At 70.8% G+C, this 18,842-nt stretch carries 20 protein-coding genes; 9 read left to right on the top strand and 11 right to left on the bottom strand.

Annotated elements, in window-relative coordinates; all coding sequences use genetic code 11:
• The first annotated feature begins 140 nt into the window (after nucleotides 1–140).
• Nucleotides 141–809, top strand: a complete 669-nt coding sequence (locus Aco04nite_RS09215; protein ID WP_212996776.1) for a HEAT repeat domain-containing protein — start codon at nucleotides 141–143, stop codon at nucleotides 807–809.
• Here Aco04nite_RS09215 and Aco04nite_RS09210 read toward each other — a convergent pair.
• The 4 genes from Aco04nite_RS09210 to Aco04nite_RS09195 are packed head-to-tail and all read right to left on the bottom strand — an operon-like array spanning nucleotide 792 to nucleotide 4,853.
• On the bottom strand, nucleotides 792–1,799 hold the full coding sequence (locus Aco04nite_RS09210) for a sensor histidine kinase (protein WP_212996775.1): 1,008 nt from the start codon (nucleotides 1,797–1,799) through the stop codon (nucleotides 792–794). The two genes, Aco04nite_RS09215 and Aco04nite_RS09210, sit on opposite strands and share 18 nt — an antisense overlap.
• A complete protein-coding gene (locus Aco04nite_RS09205) occupies nucleotides 1,796–2,476 on the bottom strand; it encodes a response regulator transcription factor (RefSeq protein ID WP_212996774.1) in 681 nt (226 codons plus the stop codon). The genes Aco04nite_RS09210 and Aco04nite_RS09205 overlap by 4 nt, the downstream gene beginning before the upstream one ends.
• Before the next feature lie 53 nt (nucleotides 2,477–2,529).
• Nucleotides 2,530–3,792 (bottom strand): hypothetical protein, encoded by a 1,263-nt coding sequence (locus tag Aco04nite_RS09200; protein WP_212996773.1) that lies wholly within the window; start codon nucleotides 3,790–3,792, stop codon nucleotides 2,530–2,532.
• A gap of 17 nt (nucleotides 3,793–3,809) precedes the next feature.
• Nucleotides 3,810–4,853, bottom strand: coding sequence for an NAD-dependent epimerase/dehydratase family protein (locus tag Aco04nite_RS09195; RefSeq protein ID WP_212996772.1), 1,044 nt, complete (start codon nucleotides 4,851–4,853; stop codon nucleotides 3,810–3,812).
• A gap of 143 nt (nucleotides 4,854–4,996) precedes the next feature.
• Between Aco04nite_RS09195 and Aco04nite_RS09190 the strand changes: the two genes are divergently transcribed.
• The 7 genes from Aco04nite_RS09190 (at nucleotide 4,997) to Aco04nite_RS09160 (ending at nucleotide 10,846) form a co-directional block, all read left to right on the top strand.
• Complete coding sequence (locus tag Aco04nite_RS09190; RefSeq protein ID WP_212996771.1) at nucleotides 4,997–5,701, top strand: glycosyltransferase family 2 protein; 705 nt, start codon at nucleotides 4,997–4,999, stop codon at nucleotides 5,699–5,701.
• Entirely contained in the window at nucleotides 5,698–6,345 is a 648-nt protein-coding gene (locus Aco04nite_RS09185) for a TIGR04282 family arsenosugar biosynthesis glycosyltransferase (RefSeq protein ID WP_212996770.1), read from the top strand. Before Aco04nite_RS09190 ends, Aco04nite_RS09185 begins: the two co-directional genes overlap by 4 nt.
• Nucleotides 6,342–6,986 (top strand): methyltransferase domain-containing protein, encoded by a 645-nt coding sequence (locus Aco04nite_RS09180; protein WP_212996769.1) that lies wholly within the window; start codon nucleotides 6,342–6,344, stop codon nucleotides 6,984–6,986. Before Aco04nite_RS09185 ends, Aco04nite_RS09180 begins: the two co-directional genes overlap by 4 nt.
• Nucleotides 6,959–8,122 (top strand): molybdopterin-dependent oxidoreductase, encoded by a 1,164-nt coding sequence (locus tag Aco04nite_RS09175; RefSeq protein WP_212996768.1) that lies wholly within the window; start codon nucleotides 6,959–6,961, stop codon nucleotides 8,120–8,122. Before Aco04nite_RS09180 ends, Aco04nite_RS09175 begins: the two co-directional genes overlap by 28 nt.
• The gene (locus Aco04nite_RS09170) at nucleotides 8,119–8,475 is read left to right on the top strand and encodes a hypothetical protein (RefSeq protein ID WP_212996767.1); all 357 of its coding nucleotides are present in this window, start codon (nucleotides 8,119–8,121) and stop codon (nucleotides 8,473–8,475) included. The genes Aco04nite_RS09175 and Aco04nite_RS09170 overlap by 4 nt, the downstream gene beginning before the upstream one ends.
• Nucleotides 8,476–8,534: 59 nt before the next feature.
• Nucleotides 8,535–10,154, top strand: coding sequence for a glycoside hydrolase family 27 protein (locus Aco04nite_RS09165; protein WP_212996766.1), 1,620 nt, complete (start codon nucleotides 8,535–8,537; stop codon nucleotides 10,152–10,154).
• A 71-nt stretch (nucleotides 10,155–10,225) separates the two neighbouring features.
• Complete coding sequence (locus Aco04nite_RS09160; protein WP_212996765.1) at nucleotides 10,226–10,846, top strand: hypothetical protein; 621 nt, start codon at nucleotides 10,226–10,228, stop codon at nucleotides 10,844–10,846.
• A 30-nt stretch (nucleotides 10,847–10,876) separates the two neighbouring features.
• Here the strand turns inward: Aco04nite_RS09160 and manD are convergent, their stop codons facing one another.
• Genes manD through Aco04nite_RS09130 form a run of 6 tightly spaced genes read right to left on the bottom strand, consistent with a single transcriptional unit; the run spans nucleotide 10,877 to nucleotide 17,061 of the window.
• Nucleotides 10,877–12,085, bottom strand: coding sequence for a D-mannonate dehydratase ManD (gene manD / locus Aco04nite_RS09155; RefSeq protein WP_212996764.1), 1,209 nt, complete (start codon nucleotides 12,083–12,085; stop codon nucleotides 10,877–10,879).
• A complete protein-coding gene (locus tag Aco04nite_RS09150) occupies nucleotides 12,082–12,906 on the bottom strand; it encodes an ABC transporter permease (protein ID WP_212996763.1) in 825 nt (274 codons plus the stop codon). The genes manD and Aco04nite_RS09150 overlap by 4 nt, the downstream gene beginning before the upstream one ends.
• Nucleotides 12,903–13,778 (bottom strand): ABC transporter permease, encoded by an 876-nt coding sequence (locus Aco04nite_RS09145; RefSeq protein WP_212996762.1) that lies wholly within the window; start codon nucleotides 13,776–13,778, stop codon nucleotides 12,903–12,905. The genes Aco04nite_RS09150 and Aco04nite_RS09145 overlap by 4 nt, the downstream gene beginning before the upstream one ends.
• Nucleotides 13,778–14,830 carry an ABC transporter ATP-binding protein gene (locus Aco04nite_RS09140; protein ID WP_212996761.1) on the bottom strand — a complete coding sequence of 351 codons (1,053 nt, stop codon included), beginning with the start codon at nucleotides 14,828–14,830 and terminating at the stop codon, nucleotides 13,778–13,780. The genes Aco04nite_RS09145 and Aco04nite_RS09140 overlap by 1 nt, the downstream gene beginning before the upstream one ends.
• Nucleotides 14,827–16,050, bottom strand: coding sequence for an ABC transporter substrate-binding protein (locus Aco04nite_RS09135; RefSeq protein WP_212996760.1), 1,224 nt, complete (start codon nucleotides 16,048–16,050; stop codon nucleotides 14,827–14,829). Before Aco04nite_RS09135 ends, Aco04nite_RS09140 begins: the two co-directional genes overlap by 4 nt.
• Before the next feature lie 24 nt (nucleotides 16,051–16,074).
• Nucleotides 16,075–17,061 (bottom strand): LacI family DNA-binding transcriptional regulator, encoded by a 987-nt coding sequence (locus Aco04nite_RS09130; RefSeq protein ID WP_212996759.1) that lies wholly within the window; start codon nucleotides 17,059–17,061, stop codon nucleotides 16,075–16,077.
• A gap of 184 nt (nucleotides 17,062–17,245) precedes the next feature.
• Here Aco04nite_RS09130 and Aco04nite_RS09125 point away from each other — a divergent pair, with 184 nt between their 5' ends.
• Nucleotides 17,246–17,980, top strand: coding sequence for an SDR family oxidoreductase (locus tag Aco04nite_RS09125; RefSeq protein WP_212996758.1), 735 nt, complete (start codon nucleotides 17,246–17,248; stop codon nucleotides 17,978–17,980).
• On the opposite strand, the gene Aco04nite_RS09120 is transcribed toward Aco04nite_RS09125, so the two are convergent.
• On the bottom strand, nucleotides 17,970–18,827 hold the full coding sequence (locus Aco04nite_RS09120; RefSeq protein WP_244875839.1) for an RNA polymerase sigma-70 factor: 858 nt from the start codon (nucleotides 18,825–18,827) through the stop codon (nucleotides 17,970–17,972). The genes Aco04nite_RS09125 and Aco04nite_RS09120 overlap by 11 nt on opposite strands.
• Nucleotides 18,828–18,842: the final 15 nt, after the last annotated feature.

The raw sequence follows: 18,842 nt of genomic DNA, 5'->3' as shown, positions 1-18,842 counted from the left end.
GAGACCTTGAAACCCGCGAAGCTCATGTGCATCAACTGCTTGAACGGGCCGAGACTCACGGTGACGAGTCAGCAATCGCGGCCCTGCATGTGCTTGTTCGTGAATACCCGGATTTTCACCGGTCGTTGTACTCGCGGGCGATGAACCACGCCGCTGTCTTCGCGGACGCGAGCCTGGAGGAGCCGCTGCTCGCCGCGCTCGGGGACACCCGCTACAACTGTCAGGCGTGGGCCGCGATGGGTTGCGCGGCGATGGACATCCGGGCCGCGGTGCCGCAGCTCGTGACGTTGCTCGATCACCCGCAGTGGATCGTCCGGGGTGAGACGGTGACGGCGCTCAAGAGCCTCGGGGATGCCTCGGTCGTGCCCGCGCTGGCACCGCTGCTGCACGACGATGCTGACTGGCTGCGTCAGCGGACCGCCGACGCGCTGGCCGACATCGGTGGGGACGCGGCGATGGAGGCGCTCTGGGCCGAGTTCGAGCAGCGCCGGTTCCCGCGGATCGGGTATCTCGCCAGCACGCTTGCCCTGTTCACGCCGGAGGTCGTGCCCCGGCTGCTGAAGGCGGCGGAGTCCCCGGATCCGGATCAGCGGTACTGGGCCGCGGTCGCGCTCGGGTCGACCGGTGATGAGCGGGCCAAGCCGGCCCTCGAACGGTTGCTGGCCGAGGATCGCGGTGTGACCGTGTTCGACGGGGAAGTCCGGGCCGCGGCGAAGAAGGCCCTGCGAACCCTGCGGCGCATCCGAACCGCCATCGCCGAACGGGAAGCCGGAGCGGAAAAGGCCGAGATCTCAGGCACCGACGGGTAGGCGGACCACGAAGCGGCAGCCGGCGGTGATGTTGTCCACCGCGACCCGGCCGCCGTGCGCCTCGACCAGGCCCCGGACGATCGCGAGGCCGAGCCCGCCGCCCGCTTCGCCGGGGGTGCGGGCGGTTTCGCCGCGGAAGGCGACGTCGAAGACGCGGGGCAGGTCGGCGGCGGGGATGCCGCCGCAGGTGTCGGAGACGGCGAACCAGGCGTTGTCCTGGTCGTGGCCGGCTTCGACGTGGACCGTGCCGTCGGCCGGGGTGTATCGGACCGAGTTGATCAGCAGGTTGGTGAGGACGCGGGCGAGTTCGGGTTCGCTGGCGCGGACGACGGGCCAGCCGGATTCGGCGGCGACGAGCCTGACCCCGCGGGTCGCGGCCAGGGGCGCGGTGGCGGCGAGGGCGTCGGAGACCACGTCGGCGAGGGGTACGCGGGCCAGCGTGAGCCGCAGCGCGCCCGCGTTGATCCGGGACAGCTCGAACAGGTCGTCGACGAGATGGGTCATGCGATCGGTCTCGACGCGGATGCGCCGGTGGTACTCGGCGACGGTGTACCGGTCGGCGACGACGCCGTCCTCGAGGGCCTCGGCCATGGCGCGCAGGCCCGCCAGCGGCGTACGCAGATCGTGCGAGACCCACGCGACCAGTTCGCGCCGCCCGGTTTCGAGCCGTTGCTCGTTCTCGCGGGCCTGCGCCGACCAGACCGCGGCGGCGGCGAGCCGGCGGCCGAACGCGATGCCGACGCCGAGGCTGACCACGACGGCCGCGGCGACGGTCAGCAGGACCACCTGCAGGTCGTGCGGGGAGAGGAACATGGCGGTCGCGACGGTGATGACCCCGGCGGCCACGGCGGCGACCGTGACGACGAGCAGCACGGTGACGTGCACGGCGATCGACCGGTGGCGCAGCAGCCGCAGGGCCAGCAGACCGGCGGCGCCGACCGTGCCTCCGGCGAGCAGCGAGTAGAGCCCGATCAGCACCTGGTCGCTCACGGGGTCAGCTCGTAGCGGTAGCCGACGCCCCAGGCGGTGAGCAGGCGCCGGGGTGCGGCCGGATCGGCCTCGATCTTCTCCCGGAGGCGGCGGACGTGCACGGTGACCGTGGACTGGTCGCCGAACTGCCAGCCCCAGACCTTGGCGAGCAGGTCGGCGCGGGACCAGGCGCGGCCGGGGTGGCGGATCAGGAAGGCGAGCAGGTCGAACTCGCGGACGGTCAGCGCGAGCCGGTGACCGGCGAGCTCGGCGACACGGCGGCTGGTGTCCGCGACGAGGTCGCCGTCGCGCAGGACGGTCTGCTCCGTGGGCGGCGCGGCGCGGCGCAGGACCGACCGGATCCGCAGGACCAGCTCGCGCGGGGAGAACGGCTTGGTCACGTAGTCGTCCGCGCCGACCTCGAGACCGATCACCCGGTCGGCCTCCTCCCCCAGCGCGGTCAGCATGATCACCGGCAGGTCGGGGAGGCCGCCGCGGAGCCGCCGGCACACCTCGAGACCGTCCAGCCCGGGCATCATCAGGTCGAGCACGACCAGGTCGGGTTGTTCGGCGGCGACCGCGGCGAGCGCGCTGTCGCCGTCCGAGACGAGCCGCACCCGGCAGCCGTCCTGTTCGAGGTAGCGGCGCACGACGTCGCTGACGGTCGGGTCGTCGTCGACGACGAGCACATGGGGCACCTGCAGAGGCTATCCGGGCCGGGGCCGCGGAGGCCTTGCGAAATCATTACGGGTCACCAGGTGGTGAGCAGCAGGTGGTTGATCAGCAGCGCGAGCAGGGCCTGGGCGGCGAGCCAGCCACGCCGGGCCGGTGCCGGGACCAGCGCGGCGCCGGCCATCAGCCACACGGCGAACGGCAGCCAGATCCGTTCCACCTCGGCCTTGCTGTACCCGGACAGGTCGGCGGCGAGGATCGTGAGCAGCGCCGCGACGGGCAGGACGATCACCGGCGCCCACCGCAGACGGGTGAAAGCCCTGCGCAGCACGACGGCGGAGACCGGACCTGCGCAGGCGAAGGCGAGTGCCAGGTCGGCCCAGACCCAATATGCGTACGGCCGGACGCGCGCAATCCCCTGGTAGTAACGCACGGTCACCATTTGATACCCGTCGAGCCACCAGAACCCCGACAGCGTGAACGCGGCGACGACAGCAGCGAACCCGATGACCGCAGCGGCGAGTGGCGGGCCGGTACGCCGGGCGAGGACGGCGACCGCGAGGGCGAGGACGGCGAGCAACGTGAACCCGTACGAGCAATAGAGCGAGAAGCCGAGCAGCAGCCCCGCACCGAGCCCGGCCACGACGTTGCGCCGGGTCAGAGCGATGGCGAGCAGCGCCAGCCCGCTCGCGGTGAGCCCGGTGAACAGCCCGTCCGCGGAGACGCCCATCCACACCGCGCCCGGGAAGAGCACCAGGAACGGTACGGCGGCCCGCGCGCCCTCTTCGTCGCCGAGCGCCCGGACCGTCACCGGCACGGCCACGGCGGCCAGGCCGGCGATCGCGACACAGGTCAGCGCCGCCCACACCCCGCCACCGAGCCCGATCCGGTCCAGCCAGACGAAGATCAGGAACGCGCCGGGCGGATGGCCGGAGACGTGCGTCGTCCACGAGTCCGGCTGGAAGTCGAGAATCCTGGCGGAGAAGCCGCGCAGCATCACGCGTACGCCGGTGACGCCCCCGACCTCGCTGAGGTACTCGTCCCTGGTGACCAGCCGCCCGGCTATCCCCCGCTGCCACCCGTCCACCAGGGCGAGCGACACGATCCACGCGACCGCACCCCCGTAGGCGGCAAGGAGCAGCCGCCGCCATGGAAGGCGGACGGCGAGCCGGGGACCGTGCAGGACGACCAGCGCCGCGACGGCGAGGGCGAGCGGGGTGCCCGGCCCGGCGTGGGGCAGCCAGATGCCGGTGAACGGCGCCGAGGTGGCATGGACGGGATGCCCGGCGAGGTACAGCGCGCCCCCGGTCACGCAGGCGAGCGCGACCAGCCCGAGCCCCACTGCTGCAGCGGCGCCGTCTACCCGCGCAGCGTCGCGGACGCGAATTCCGTCACCCCACTCGTCAGGTCGATCGCCGCGGTGAACCCGAGCTCGGCGGTCGCGCGCGCCGGGGACGCGACGACGTGCCGCACGTCTCCCAGGCGGAACTCCCCGGTCACCACGGGCTCCGGGCCGCCCGAGACGGACGCCAGCTCCGTCGCCAGCTCCCCCACCGTCGCAGGCCGGCCCGAAGCGATGTTGTACGCCCGGAGCCCACCCACCTCAGCCTCCAGCGCCGCCACATTCGCGCGGGCCACATCGGACACGTGCACAAAATCGCGCCGCTGACCGCCGTCCTCGAACACCCGCGGCGCCCGCCCGCCCTCCAGCGCGGACCGGAAGATCGCGGCGACCCCGCTGTACGGCGTGTCTTTCGGCATCCCCGGCCCGTACACGTTGTGGTAGCGAAGCGCGGCCACCGATGCGCCGGTCTGCCGCGCCCAGACCGAGCACAACTGCTCCTGCGCGACCTTCGTGACGGCGTAGACGCTGCGCGGATCGAGCAACGCGTCCTCGCCGACCTCCGTCGACAGCACCTCGTCACCGCACACGGGGCAGCGCGGCTCGAACCGCCCCGCGGCGAGATCCGCGATGTCCCGGGCGGGTGGGCGGACCGCTCCGTGCCCGGGGCAGGCGTACGCACCCTCGCCGTAGACCACCATGGAGCTGGCGAGCACGAGCCGCCGCACCCCGGCGCGGGCCATGCCGGCGAGCAGCACGGCGGTCCCCAGGTCGTTGCAGCCGACGTATTCGGGCAGGTCGTCGAGGTCGACGCCCATCCCGACCATCGCCGCCTGGTGCACCACCGCGTCCACCCCGCGCAGTACGTCGGTGACAGCTTCCCGGTCGCGCAGGTCGGCGTGGATCACGGGTACGCCGTGCACGTCCCCCGGCACCGGAGCGCTGTGGGCGGCGGGATGACCGGAGTCCAGGATGCTCACCTGGTGCCCGGATGCGAGCAGAGCGGCGGTCACGTGGGTGCCGATGAACCCGGCGCCTCCGGTGACTAGTACGTGCGTCATGGCGGCCACCGTAGGACGGACGCGGCCCGGCCGGACGGATTTGTGCGCTTCCGTCAGCGCTTCGTAAGAACCGGGCCGCCGTAAGCGATCGGTAATGCCTTTCCCGGGTTGCCGACCTGCGGATCCGGCTAACTTTCCCGGTCATGACCGATGTGGTTCTCCCCTGTCTCAACGAGGCACCCGCCCTGCCCGGGCTGCTGTCCCGGATGCCCGCCGGATACCGGGTGATCGTGGCGGACAACGGCTCGACCGACGGCTCGGCCGAGGTGGCCCGCGACCTCGGCGCGTACGTGGTGACGGTGCCGCAGCCCGGTTACGGCGCGGCGGTCCACGCGGGGATCCTCGCGGCCTCCCCCTCGCGCTGCTCCTCCGGCTCATCCTCCGCTTCCTCCGCCGCCGAGGACGACGGCATCGTCTGCGTGATGGACGCCGACGGGTCGTTCGACCCGGCCGAGCTTCCGCTGGTCGCCGACCCGGTCCGGGCCGGTGCCGCGCGGCTCGTACTGGGCCGGCGCCGCCCGGTCACCCGCGGGGCCTGGCCGCCGCACGCCCGGCTCGGCAACGCGATCCTCGCCTCCCGGCTGCGCCGCACCACCGGCCTGCCCGTCCACGACATCGGCCCGATGCGCGCCGCACGCCGCGACGACCTGCTCTCACTCGGCCTGCGCGACCGCCGCTTCGGCTATCCGCTCGAACTCCTCATCGCCGCCGCCCGCGCCGGGTGGACGGTCACCGAGGTCGATGTCGCCTACCACCCGCGCGCGGCGGGCACCCACTCCAAGGTCACCGGCACGGTCCGGGGCACGGCCCGCGCGATCCGCGACATGAGCGCGGTGCTGGCCCGATGAGGACACGGCTGCTCGTGCTCGCGAAAACCCCGGTTCCGGGCAGGGTCAAAACCCGGCTCTGCCCGCCGTGTACGCCGGCCGAGGCGGCAACGCTCGCCGCCGCCGCCCTCGCGGACACCGTGGACACCGTTTCGTCGACGACCGGCGCGGACCCCGTACTCGTGATCGAGGGCGACCTCCCGGCACCGGCCGGCTGGGCCCGGATCCCGCAGCGGGGCGGGTCCCTCGGCGCACGGATCGCGAACGCCTTCGCCGACACGGCCGTCCCCGGCATGCCGAGCCTGCTGATCGGCATGGACACCCCGCAAGTCACCCCCGCGGTGCTCGGTGCCGCGATCGGGCTGCTGGCCGGGGACGGGACCGACGCGGTGCTCGGCCTCGCGGAGGACGGCGGCTGGTGGGCCCTCGGCCTGCGCGACCCGGCCTGCGCGGGTCTGGTGCGCGACGTCCCGACGTCGACCCCGCAGACCGGCGAGCTCACCCTGAAAGCGTTGCGGGGCCTACGAATCACGCACCTGCCCGTGCTGCGCGACGTGGACACCATCGAGGATGCCCGCGCGGTGGCGGCGATGCGCCCCGAAAGCCGGTTCGCGGGGGTGCTGGCCGCCCGCGGCGAGCGGCAACCAGCGGCGGCCTCACGATGACCGCGCTCGCGGTGTTCGACACCGCGTTGCGCCGGGCGGCTGCGGGGAAGCCTGCCGGGCTGACCGTGCACGACGATCACGGGCCGGCTTTCCGGGTCGACGCGGCGGACTGGTCGCGGGTGGATCTGCCCGGTGATCGGGGGCTGCTCGGCAGGTGCAGCGGGCCGACGCTGGACGTCGGGTGCGGGCCGGGCCGGTTGACCAGCGCGCTGAACCGGCTCGGGCGCCCGGCGCTGGGGATCGACATCAGCGCCGCCGCGGTCCGGCTGGCGCGGGCGCGGGGAGCGACAGTTCTGCGCCGGGACGTCTTCGCGGCGCTGCCCGGGCACGGCCGCTGGCGCCACCTGCTGCTCGCCGACGGCAACATCGGCATCGGCGGCGACCCGGCCCGGCTGCTGCGGCGCTGCCGCGACCTGATGGCACCGGCCGGGCGGCTGCACGTCGAGCTGGCCCGGCCCGGCACCCGCAGCTGGTCCGGCAACGCCCGGCTCAGCGTCGTGGACGGCGCCGTCAGCGCACCGTTCGGCTGGGCGGTGCTCTGTATCGACGATCTACCGGCGCTCGCAGCCGCGACCGGTCTGACCGTCACCGACTCGTGGACGGAGGGGGAACGATGGTTCGCCTCCCTGACCTCCGCCTGAAACCACCGGTCACCGACGAGAGTTTCACCTCGCCGCTGCGGTCCACACGGCTCACCGCTGTGCTCGGCATCGCGCTCGGGCTCGCGTTCGCGGTGTGCTTCGGAACCGGGCTGCTCAGCCATCTCATCCAGCATCCACCGGCGTGGTTCTGGTGGCCGTCACGGCCGGTGGGGCTGTATCGCGCCACTCAGGGCGTACACGTGATCACGGGTCTTGCCTGTGTGCCTCTGCTCGGGGTGAAGCTCTGGTCGGTCTACCCGAAGCTGTTCGAGTGGCCGCCGCTACGGTCGCTCGTGCACGGCCTGGAACGCGCGAGCATCGCCGTGCTCGTCGCCGCGTCGCTGTTCCAGGTGGTCAGCGGGGTCCTCAACGTCGCCCGCTGGTACGACCCGATGCCGTTCTTCTTCACCGCCGGCCACTACTGGGCGGCCTGGCTGGCGATCGGCGCGCTGCTGGTGCACATCGGCGTGCAGTTGCCCGTCGTCCGGTCGGCGCTGACCCGGCCGGAGCCGGACCACACCGCCCCCGGCACGCTCAGCCGCCGCGGGCTCATCGGCACCGTCGCCGCCACGGCCGGCCTCATCACGCTCAGCACGGCGGGCCAGACGGTCACGCCGCTCGCCCCGATCTCGGTGCTGGCACCCCGCCGTCGCGGCGACGATCCGCAACACGTCCCGGTCAACAAGACCTCGGCCGGCGCCGGCGTCCGCGACGCGATCTTCGCCGGCACCTACCTGCTCACCGTGACCGGACCCGGCCGGACCGTCCAGCTCACCCTCGGCGACCTGCAGGCCCTCCCCCAGCACACGGTCGTCCTGCCGATCAGCTGCGTCGAAGGCTGGAGCGCCACGGGCACCTGGACGGGGGTCCGGCTGCGCGACCTCGCCGAGCTCGTGGGCGTGGACCCTTCGCACGCGTCGGCGTACGTCGAGTCCCTCGAAGCTCAGGGCCGTTACCGCACCAGCACCGTGGCGCCACCGCACACGCGTGACCCGTACACGTTGATCGCTCTGCGGCTCGGCGGCGAACCGCTGCACCCGGACCACGGCTACCCCGCCCGCCTGATCGCCCCGAACCGCCCGGGCGTCCTGCAGACCAAATGGATCTCTCGCATCACGATCCGGAGCGCTTCGTGAAAACCGTCCGGCGCGTTCTGATCGCCTCCGGCACCCTCATCATGGTGTACGCCGTGAGCGGCGCCCTCACCGACCACAACGTCAAAGGCGGGGCGCTGATCTTCCTCATCGCCGTCCTCATCGCCCACGACGGCATCCTGCTCCCGCTCATGATCGGCGTCGGAGCCGTAGCCACCCGATTCGGCCCCTACCTAGCAGCATCCCTGACAGCTACCGCCGCGGTGACCCTCGTCGGACTACCCCTGGTTGTCACCGGCGGCAGCCGGTACGCCCTCGGCCTCCTGACCTGTTACGCGGCCATCGCCGTCGCCGCTGTCACCTGGGAACGGTTGCGTCGCCGAAGCGGTGCCTGAACAGGCGATCCCCACGTTCAGACATTGCCATATGTCGATACAAGGCTCAAGATTCCGCCATGACCCGCCTTCCCCGCGTGGTCGCCGCCATCGTCCTGGCGGCCGCCACAACAACCGTCCCCTCCACCGCCGCCCAAGCCACCCCACCCACCACTGCCCAAGCCGCCCCACCCGCCGTCGCTGTCGGCAATGGGCTCGCCCGCACCCCGCCGATGGGGTGGAACGACTGGAATGCCTTCGGGTGTGACGTGACCCAGGCCCTCGTCGAGCAGACGGCCGATGTCATGGTCTCCTCCGGGATGGCCGCAGCCGGCTACCGCTACGTCAACATCGACGACTGCTGGATGACGAGCAGCCGCGACGCCGCCGGCAACCTGGTTCCCGACCCCGCCAAGTTTCCCGGTGGCATCACCGAAACCGCTGCCTACGTCCACAGCAAGGGTCTCAAGCTGGGCATCTACGAGGACGCGGGGACGCTGACCTGCGCGGGCTACCCCGGCAGCCTCGGCCACGAGCAGCAGGACGCCCGCAGTTTCGCCGCCTGGGGCGTCGACTATCTCAAGTACGACAACTGCTACAACAACGGCAGCACGACCCAGCAGCAGTACATCGACCGCTACACCGCGATGCGGGACGCGCTGGCCGCCACCGGCCGGCCGATCGTCTACAGCCTGTGCGAGTGGGGGGTGAACGCACCCTGGACCTGGGCTCCGAACGTGGGCAACCTGTGGCGCACGACCGACGACATCAACACCGGCTTCGACAGCATGCTGCGCAACTTCCACCAGAGCGTCGGCCTGGCACGCTACGCCGGACCGGACGCCTGGAACGACCCGGACATGCTGGAGGTCGGCAACGGCTGGTCGGCCATCGAGGACCGGGCCCACTTCAGCCTCTGGGCGATCATGGCGGCCCCGCTGATCGCCGGCAACAACCTGACCACGGCGAGCGCCACCACCCTCGCCACCCTGACCAACCGCGCGGTCATCGCGGTCGACCAGGACGCCCTGGGCGCCCAGGGCGTGCTGGTCCAGACCCGCAACGGTCTCGACGTACTGTCCAAGCGCCTGTCCAACGGCGACGTGGCCGTGGTGCTGTTCAACGAGACCACCACCGCCCAGCCGATCAGCACGGACGCGGCGACGATCGGCAAAAGCGGGGGCAGCGCGTACACCCTCACGGATCTTTGGACCGGTGCCACCTCCAGCACGACCGGAGCGATCAGCACCTCGGTCCCCGCACACGGCGCGGCGATGTACCGCGTCAGTGGCGGCGCCTCAGGCAACCCGAACGCCCCGGCCGGCACCCTCGTCAGCGCGGCCTCGAACCGCTGCGTCGACGACCCCAACTGGAGCCAGACCGACGGAACCCTGATCGGCATCTGGGACTGCAACGTCGGCACCAACCAGCTGTGGACCCGCACCCCGGCGGGTCAGCTCGTCGTCTACGGCAAGTGCCTCGACGCCTTCGACAATCAGACCACGCCCGGCACGAAGATCGAGCTGTGGACCTGCAACGGCGGCCCCAACCAGCAGTGGCGATCCAACGCCGACGGCACGATCACCGGCGTCCAGTCGGGCCTCTGCCTGGACGTCACGGGAGGCGCCACCACCAACGGCACAGCCCTCGAACTCTGGACCTGCACCGGCGCCGCCAATCAGCGCTGGACCTTCACCTGACCATCCGCATGATGGCGCGGTCTCGCGGCCATTCGCGAGGCCGCCCTGCACTGTGGGTAAAGTCGGCGGCCGTGTCCACCGATATCTACGGCGTCATCGAGGTCTACCAGCTGCGACCACATGACGACCCGGACGACATGGAACCGTGGACACGGGCCATGGATCTGTACCCGCTGTACCCCAACAACAACTACTTCGCATTCGGGTGCCTGTTCGGTGTGCGGAACTGGGCCAACTGGGAGCCGATCGCCGCACGACGCGGGCTTCCGGGTGACGTCTCCGATGCGGTCCGCACGGAATTCCAGAGTGACGCCGGCATCGACGCGGCGGTCGGGGATCAGACCTGGGTGTCGTGGGCCGAATTGAAGGACCTGGACATGACGGTCACCCCGCAATGCCGCGGCGTGCTGCAGAAATGGTCGGCCAAGGGTGACTGCAGTTACTGGCGGGTCGACGACGAGTGGCCGGCCGACATCGTCACCCGCTACGGCGTTCCCCCGCTGGGACCCACCCCGGCGCAGGCACCGTACGGCAGCTGGCAGGTGGACGACGAACGGCTCGAATATGTGTCCCTGAGCCGCCTCGACGCGCTGGGCCCCGGCACCGGCTGGGAACATGTCTTCGCCGTCATGCGGGCCCTGGCCGGCCGCTTCGGCGACGACGGCGTACGCATCGTGGCCTGGTTCGACTGACCACCCGCCCACGCTGTCGCCCGGCCGCGGCTACCAGCTGTGCATCGTTCCGTCTTCGAGGCGGTTGACCGGCAAGGCCGCCGGACGGTACGGGTAGCGCGCGGCCAGTTCCTCGTCGATGTCGACGCCGAGGCCCGGTTCCTCGGAGGGGTGAAGGTAGCCCCCCTCGTAGCGGTAGCCGTGCGGGAACACCTCGTCGGTCTCCGGGGTGTGGCGCATGTATTCCTGGAGGCCGAAATTGGGGATGCTGATGTCGAGGTGCAGGGCGGCGGACATGCAGATCGGGGAGAGGTCGGTGGCGCCGTGGGAGCCGCTGCGGACGTGGTAGAGGGCGGCCAGGTCGAAGATGCGGCGCAGGTGGGTGAGGCCGCCGGCGTGGACGACCGTCGTACGGATGTAGTCGATCAACTGGTCCGTGATGAGTTCCTGGCAGTCCCAGATGGTGTTGAAGACCTCGCCGACCGCGATCGGGGTGGTGGTGTGGCGGCGGATCTCGCGGAAGCCGCTCTGCAGCTCGGCCGGGACGGGGTCCTCCATCCAGGTCAGGTGGTAGGGCTCCAGGCTGCGGCCGAGGCGGGCGGCCTCGATCGGGGTGAGGCGGTGGTGGACGTCGTGGAGCAGTTTCAGGGCGGGGCCGAACTCGTCGCGGACCCGGGCGAAGACGGTCGGGACGTGCGCGAGGTAGGCCTCGGTGGACCAGGTGTTCTCGGTGGCGATCGCGGCGTCGGCGGGCTCGTAGAACGTGCGGTCCTTGCCCACGCCGTACGTGCTGGCCAGGCCCGGGATCCCCGTCTGCACCCGCACGGCCCGGTAGCCGAGGTCGATGTATGCCGAGATCTCGGACAGAACGGCATCCACGTCCACCGCGTTGGCGTGCCCGTAGACCGTCACCCCGTCCCGAGACCGCCCACCCAGCAGCTGATGGACGGGAAGACCGGCCACTTTCCCCTTGATGTCCCACAGAGCGGTGTCCACGGCGGCGATCGCGGACATCGTCACCGGCCCGCGCCGCCAGTAAGCACCCTTGTAGAGGTACTGCCACGTGTCCTCGATCCGCGCGGGGTCCCGCCCGATCAGCGCCGGCACCACATGCTCGCTGAGATAGCTGGCCACGGACAGCTCGCGCCCGTTCAGCGTGGCATCCCCCACCCCGGTCACCCCGTCGGACGTGACGATCTTCAGGGTGACGAAGTTGCGCCCCGGGCAGGTGACGATGACCCGGGCGTCGACGATCCTCACTCGGAGTCGTCCTTGACCCGGGCGACGAGCTGCGTCGGATTGACGAAACGCAGCGCGACCACCAGCAGCACCAGCATCATCGCGGTATAGATGACAGCCATCGCGTCGACCGACTGCTGGGCGCGGATGCCGGCCGCCGACATCGAGTAGAACAGCGCGACCACCAGCGTCTGCGAGTCCGGCCCGGCCGTCAGGAACGTCAGCTCGAACATTCCGACCGTCCGGACCACCACCAGAATGGTCGCGGCGAGGATCCCCGGGATCAGCAGGGGAGCCAAGATCTTGGTGAAGATCTGCACCGTACGCGCCCCGCACATGCGCGCGGCCCGCTCGACGGCCGGGTCGATCTGCTCGATGAACGGTGTCATGGTCAGGATGACGAACGGGATCGACGGCACGAGGTTGGCGAGGACCACGCCGGAGAGGTGGCCCGCGAGCCCGTACTTGTAGAGGACCGTGGCGAGCGGGATGCCGTACGTGATGGGTGGCATGAGGATCGGCAGCAGGAACAGCAGGTAGAGCGCCCGGCGCCCGGGGAAGGCGCGGCGGGCGAGCACATAGGACGCGGGCACGCCGACGAGCACCGAGATCACGGCCACGAGCAGGCACACGGTCAGGGTGACGCCGAGGACGGGCAGCAGGGTGAACTCGTCCCACGCCTGGCCGTACCAGTCGGGGGTGAAGCCTTCGGGCAGCCAGGTGTCGAACCAGCGGGTCCCGAACGAGTTGACCACCACCGAGCCGACGACCCCGGCGAGGCCGATGAAGAAGATGGTGACCGCGGTCCCGATGAACCACGTGCCCAGGCGAGGCCGCGTCATCCTTTTCCTCCGCTCGTGGTGCCGGTGTAGAGCAGGCTGCGCAGGCCGAGGACCACGGCGATGACGATCAGCTCGACCAGGCCCATGATCAGGGCGGCCGCGCTGCCGGCCGCGTAGTCGTAGCGCACGTAGGCCGCCTCGTACGCCGCGATGGAGATGACCCGGGTGCTGCCGGACGGGTCGCCGACCAGGATCGCGGACGGGAAGACGCTGAACGCGAGCACGAACGTCAGGCAGAACGTGGTGGCCAGGCCGGGGGCGAGCAGCGGCAGCGTGATCCGGAAGAAGCGCTGCGCCCAGCCCGCACCGAGGGTCGCCCCGGCCCGTTCGAGGCTGGGGTCGATGCCGGACAGGTACGACAGGACCAGCAGGAACGCGAACGGGAATCCCGTGATGACCAGCGAGAGGAACACGCCCGTGTAGTTGTGGGTCAGGGTGAGCGGGGTGTCGACGATCCCGGCGGCGAGCAGGGTCCGGTTGAACCAGCCGGTCGGGCCGAGGAAGTTGAGCAGCCCCTCGGCCGTGAGGACGGTCCCCAGCGTGATCGGGACGACCAGCACGGTGGTGAGCAACCGCTTGCCGCGGAAACGGCCCCTCATCTTGTACGCGATGGGCACCGACGCCACCACGTTCAGCAGTGCGGCGGGCAGCGCGATCTTCAACGTCGTCATGATGGTGTCGCGCTGGTACGCGTCGGTGAAGAATTCCCGGTAGGCGCCGAACGCGCCGCCCTGCGCCGGCTGCAGGGACAGGCCCAGCCCGTAGCAGAACGGGTAGATGAACAGCGCCGCGACGAACAGCGTCGCCGGCACCAGCAGGAACAGGTGCCGGTCGATGCCGCGGTCGGCCAGGCGGTGGCTCAGCGCGACCATCAGTCCCCCTCGGGGAAGATCAGCAGCCGGTCCGGATCGAAGACCAGCTCGGCCTTGTCGCCCGGTTTCAGAGCTCTGTCCGTACGCAGATGCAGCAGCACGCCGCCGGGTGTGCGGACCTCCGCGGCCACTTTCCGGCCCTGGTACTCGACGACCTCGGTGGTCACCTCGATCCCCTCGCCGGGATGCGCGGCCAGGTGGATGTCCTCGGGGCGGATCGCCGCCTCGACGGCGTCCCCGGCCGCGATCTCGCCGACCTTGGTCCCCCGCAGCGTCAGCCCCCCGCCCTCGACGATGCTGCCCTCTGTCAGCCGCATCGGCAGGATGTTGCGGTAGCCCATGAACCCGGCGACGTGCCGGTTCGCCGGCTGGGTGTGCACCTGCTCCGGGGTGCCGATCTGCTGCACCCGGCCGCCGCGGAGCACGACGAGGCGGTCCGACATGGACAGTGCCTCCTCCTGGTCATGGGTGACGTAGACGGTGGTCAGGCCGAGCGACTGGTGCAGGCGCCTGATCTCGGTACGCATCTCGAGGCGCAGCATCGCGTCGAGGTTCGACAGCGGCTCGTCCATCAGCACCAGCGACGGTTCGAGGACCACGGCGCGGGCGATCGCCACGCGCTGCTGCTGGCCGCCGGAGAGTTGACCGGGCAGTTTCGCGGCGTGCTCGTCGAGGCGTACCAGTCGGATCGCCTCGTCGGTTCTGCGGTTGATCTCGGCCCGGGGCAGGCGGCGCATGCGGAGACCGAAGGCGACGTTTCCGCGTACGGTCATGTGTGGGAAGAGGGCGTAATTCTGAAAGACCATGCCGAAGCCGCGCCGCTCGGCCGGGAGGGTGTCGAGGCGGGTCTCGTCGCGCCAGATGCTGCCGCGGGTGAGGGGCAGCAGCCCCGCGAGGCAGTTCAGGGCGGTGGACTTGCCACAGCCGGACGGCCCGAGCAACGCGATGAACTCGCCGCGCTTGATCGTCAGGTCGAGGTCGGCAAGCGCGTCACTGCCGCCGAAGCTGCGGCTGACTCCCTCCAGCCGCAGCTCCTGAAATCCGTCGGTCACTTCTTCACCTTGTTTCCGCCGACCTCGCGGTCCCAGCGGTCGAACGCGGCGACGAGGGACTTCGCGTCGAGGGGGACGGTGAGCGGGCTGCCGGCGATCAGCGCCTCGTACTCGGGACGGCCGAACTCCTCGATCGCCTTGCGGCTGTCCTCCGGCGCCATCGACAGCGGTACGTCCTTGATCGCGGGGCCCGGGTAGAAGTAGCCCTTGTCGTACGCCTTGGCCTGCTGCTCCGGGGTGAGCATGGAGGCGATCAGCGCGAGCACGGCGGCCTGCTTGTCGACCGAGACGCCCTTCGGGATGACGGCGTAGTGCGCGTCGGTGATCCAGTGGAAACCGGCGAGCGTGCCGACCTTCGCCTCCTTGGGGACCGTACCGAGCACCCGGGGGTTGATGTCCCACCCGGTCGTCGACGCGATGATCTTCGCGGAGCCGTTGGCGAGGTTCTTCATGGTCTCGCTGGTGCTGGACGGGTACAGCGTGACGTACTTGTCGAGCTCCTTGAGGTAGGCCCAGGTCTTGTCCCAGCCCTTCACCGGGTCCTTGGGGTCGGCGTCGTCGAGCAGGTAGGGCAGGCCCATCAGGAACGTACGGCCGGGGCCCGAGTTCGACGGGCGCGCGTACTGGAAGCCACCCGGGTTGGCCTTGGCCCATTCGAGCAGCGCCGGCGCCGCGGTGGGCGGGGTGGCGACGTTCTTCGGCAGGTATTCGATCAGCGGCCCGGACGGGTAGTACGTGACCGCGACACCGGCGTTTCCCGCGAGCTTCTGCATCGCGGCGGCGCCGGGGAGGTAGTCGGCCATCCCGGGCAGCCGGGCGGCGAACGCGGGCAGCAGGTCGAGCCAGAGCCCCTGGTCGATACCGGCGGCGAGCCCGTCGACACCGGTCAGGACCAGGTCGATGTCCACCCGCCCGGCGCCCTGCTGGGCCTTCACCTTGCCGACCAGCTCGGGCGCGGTCGCCTTGGTGTAGGTGACCTTGGCGATGACCTTGTCGTTCTTCGCCACGAAGTCGTCGATCATGGGCTGGGTGAGCTGGAGGTTGCCGGCGACGTCGAGGACGTTGACGGTCTGCGGCGCCGACGGCTTGTCGGGCACCGGTCCGTCGGTCTTGGCCGAGCCCTGGCCCGAGTCCGGGGCGCCGCAGGCGCTCAGCCCGGTGCTGACCGAGACCCCGACGGCGGCGGTGATGGCGAGAAATTGGCGTCTGCTGGACGGCATGGCTCTGCTCTCCTTCGGCGGTTCTCAGGAAGGTCTGGCGGGTCCGGTCGAGGCGCGGACGATGAGCTGGGCGGGCAGGACCCGGCGGATGGGCGTACGCCCGGGGTCGGTCATGGTCTCCAAGAGCAGATCCACCCCGACCCGGCCGATCCGGTCCATCTCGACGGCGATCGTGGTCAGCGCGGGGCTCACCAGCGCCGACAGCAGGATGCCGTCGAAGCCGATCACGCTGATGTCGCCGGGCACGGCGACGGAACGGGCATGGAACCGGTTGAGCAGCCCCAACGCGGTCAGATCGTTGTACGCGAGCACCGCGGTGACCGTGCTGGCGAGCACGACGTCGGCGATGGAGACGCCGCCCTCCACCGTGGGCGGCACGTTCCCGACCTCGACCAGGTCGACGCCGAGCGTCCCGGCGACCGCGCGCAGCCCCCGCAGCCGTTCCCGGTTGGACCACGAGGAACGCGGGCCCGCTACGTACGCCACCCGGCGGTGGCCCAGGGCGTGCAGGTGGGTCAGCGCCTGCCGCATCCCGTCGGCGGCGTCCACGGTCACCGACGGGAACGGCCCGATCCGGCGGTTGAGCAGGACGATCGGGGTGTGCCCGGCGAACGCGCGCAGCTCGTCGTCGCTGGAGCGCGGCGAGCAGAGCAGGAACCCGTCGACCTGCTTCGCGAGGGCACGGATCAGCAGGGTCTCCACCGCCGGGTCCTCGTCGATGTCGCTGAGGAAGACCGCGTAGTCGAGGCGCCGCGCCTGGGTCTGCGCGGCCTTCACGACGCTGGCGAAGAACGGGTTGGCCAGGTCGGGCAGGACCACGCCGAGATTCCCGGTACGCCCGGTGCTCAGGCCCCGGGCGGCCCGGTTGGGGTAGTAGCCGAGCTCGCGGACGGCCTTCTCGACCTGTTCCCGGGTCCCGGGCAGCACCGCGCCGGGGTCGGCGAGGGTCCGGCAGACCGACGACGCGGACACGCCGGCGAGCCTCGCCACATCCTTGATCGTCACCGCCACGCCGCGCTCCCGAGTAGATCTACATATTGACGTGGGTCAGTCTGGAACCGTTTCCAGGAGATTGTCAATGAGTGACTTTCCGATTACATGATCGACTGCTGTCACACCTGGAGACGCTGTCCGGTCATAGCTGGCGTCGCCGGGCGAAGGCCCCGGCAGCGCAACGGACAGAGGTGTGCAGGACATGAAGATCGCCGTACTGGGTGGCACCGGGCTCATCGGCTCGCAGGTCGTCAAGCTGCTCCACGCTCACGAGACGGTGTCGCTGTCCCCGTCGAACGGGGTGGACCTGCTCACCGGCGAGGGCCTCGACGCGGGGCTCAAGGGCGCCGACGTCGTGGTGAACCTGACGAACTCCCCCACCTTCGACGAGGCGTCGCCCGCGTTCTTCCGGACCACGATGGACAACATGCTGGCAGCCGCGACGCGGGAAGGGGTCGGGCACGCCGTGGTCCTGTCGATCGTCGGCGTGGACCAGGTGCCGGATCTCGCGTACTACCGGGCCAAGGTCCTGCAGGAGGACATCCTCAAGGCCGGCCCGGTGCCGTACTCCATCGTCCGGGTCACGCAGTTCTACGAGTTCGTGAACGCGATCCTGTCCTGGACCACCGACGGCGACACGGTCCGGCTCCCCGCCACGCCGGTCCAGCCGATGGCGTCGGCCGACGTCGCCGTGGCGGTGGCTTCCGTGGCCGCGGGCACGCCGTTGCACGGCACGCGCAACTACGCGGGACCCGAAGTGTTCACGCTCGACGAGCTCGGCCGGATCGCCCTCTCCGCACAAGGCGACCCGCGCGAGGTCGTCGTCGACCCCACCGCCGGCATGTTCGCCGCGGTGAAGGGCGACGTCCTGACCGGGCCGGCCGGCTCGATCCTCTCGGCCACGACGTTCCGGGAGTGGCTCGCCCTCACATCGTGAGCTTCTCCGGGTTCATCAGCCACAGCACCTGATCGATCCCGTCCTCGGAAGCCACCACTGTCACCATCCCGAGCAGCGTGTCATCGCGGCGCAGGACGGCGCTGGTCTGCCCGTTCGTGGTAGCCCAGCGCACGTCCACGCCGTCCCACCACCAGCTCGAGAACGCCGCGATGTACTTCGCGACCCGCCCCGCACCGGTGACGATCCTGCGGGAGATCTGCCGCGCGCCGTTGCCGTCGGACACACTCGCCACATCGGCCGCGAACAGCTTCTCCAACGCCTCGAGGTCACCACCGCGGGCAGCCTCCAGGAACGTCACGAGCAACTGCCGCTGCGCCTGCTCCGGCACGGGAATCTTGCGCTCCCCGGCGACGTGCTTGCGGGCCCGGCTCACCAGCTGCCGCACGGCCGGCTCGGTGGACTGCACAATCTCGGCAATCTGCGGGTACGGGTAGTCGAACGCTTCCCGCAACACGTACGCGGCCCGCTCGTGAGGTGTCAGCTTCTCCATCAGCATCAGCACGGCGAGCTCCAGCGCCTCACCCCGCTCGGCACCCAGGAACGGATCCGCGCTGGTGTCGACGGGCTCGGGCAACCACGGGCCGATGTACGTCTCCCGCCGCGCCCGCGCCGACTGCAGCTCGTTGATGGCCAGCCGGGTGGTGGTCGTCGCCAGGAACGCACCGGGATTGCGGACGACACCGCGGTCGGTCGCCTGCCACCGCAACCACACGTCCTGCACCAGATCCTCGGCCTCACCCGCACTGCCGAGCATCCTGTACGCGATCCCGAACAGCCGCGGCCGCACATCCATGAACAGCGTCGTCGCTTCGTCGAGATCCCCCACAGCACGACCCTATCC

It is taken from the genome of Winogradskya consettensis, assembly GCF_018332715.1.
Taxonomy (GTDB): domain Bacteria; phylum Actinomycetota; class Actinomycetes; order Mycobacteriales; family Micromonosporaceae; genus Actinoplanes; species Actinoplanes consettensis.
Note: the sequence above shows the minus strand (reverse complement) of the source record. Positions and strands in the feature narration are given on the sequence as shown.

Bases quoted from the DNA above. Each gene is read 5' to 3' on its own strand.
- Aco04nite_RS09185 (WP_212996770.1), top strand. From the start codon at position 5,698: ATGAGGACACGGCTGCTCGTGCTCGCGAAAACCCCGGTTCCGGGCAGG.
- Aco04nite_RS09180 (WP_212996769.1), top strand. From the start codon at position 6,342: ATGACCGCGCTCGCGGTGTTCGACACCGCGTTGCGCCGGGCGGCTGCG.
- Aco04nite_RS09190 (WP_212996771.1), top strand. From the start codon at position 4,997: ATGACCGATGTGGTTCTCCCCTGTCTCAACGAGGCACCCGCCCTGCCC.
- Aco04nite_RS09195 (WP_212996772.1), bottom strand. From the start codon at position 4,853: ATGACGCACGTACTAGTCACCGGAGGCGCCGGGTTCATCGGCACCCAC.
- Aco04nite_RS09135 (WP_212996760.1), bottom strand. From the start codon at position 16,050: ATGCCGTCCAGCAGACGCCAATTTCTCGCCATCACCGCCGCCGTCGGG.
- Aco04nite_RS09125 (WP_212996758.1), top strand. From the start codon at position 17,246: ATGAAGATCGCCGTACTGGGTGGCACCGGGCTCATCGGCTCGCAGGTC.
- Aco04nite_RS09145 (WP_212996762.1), bottom strand. From the start codon at position 13,778: ATGGTCGCGCTGAGCCACCGCCTGGCCGACCGCGGCATCGACCGGCAC.
- Aco04nite_RS09150 (WP_212996763.1), bottom strand. From the start codon at position 12,906: ATGACGCGGCCTCGCCTGGGCACGTGGTTCATCGGGACCGCGGTCACC.
- Aco04nite_RS09175 (WP_212996768.1), top strand. From the start codon at position 6,959: ATGGTTCGCCTCCCTGACCTCCGCCTGAAACCACCGGTCACCGACGAG.
- Aco04nite_RS09215 (WP_212996776.1), top strand. From the start codon at position 141: ATGAACCACGCCGCTGTCTTCGCGGACGCGAGCCTGGAGGAGCCGCTG.
- Aco04nite_RS09165 (WP_212996766.1), top strand. From the start codon at position 8,535: ATGACCCGCCTTCCCCGCGTGGTCGCCGCCATCGTCCTGGCGGCCGCC.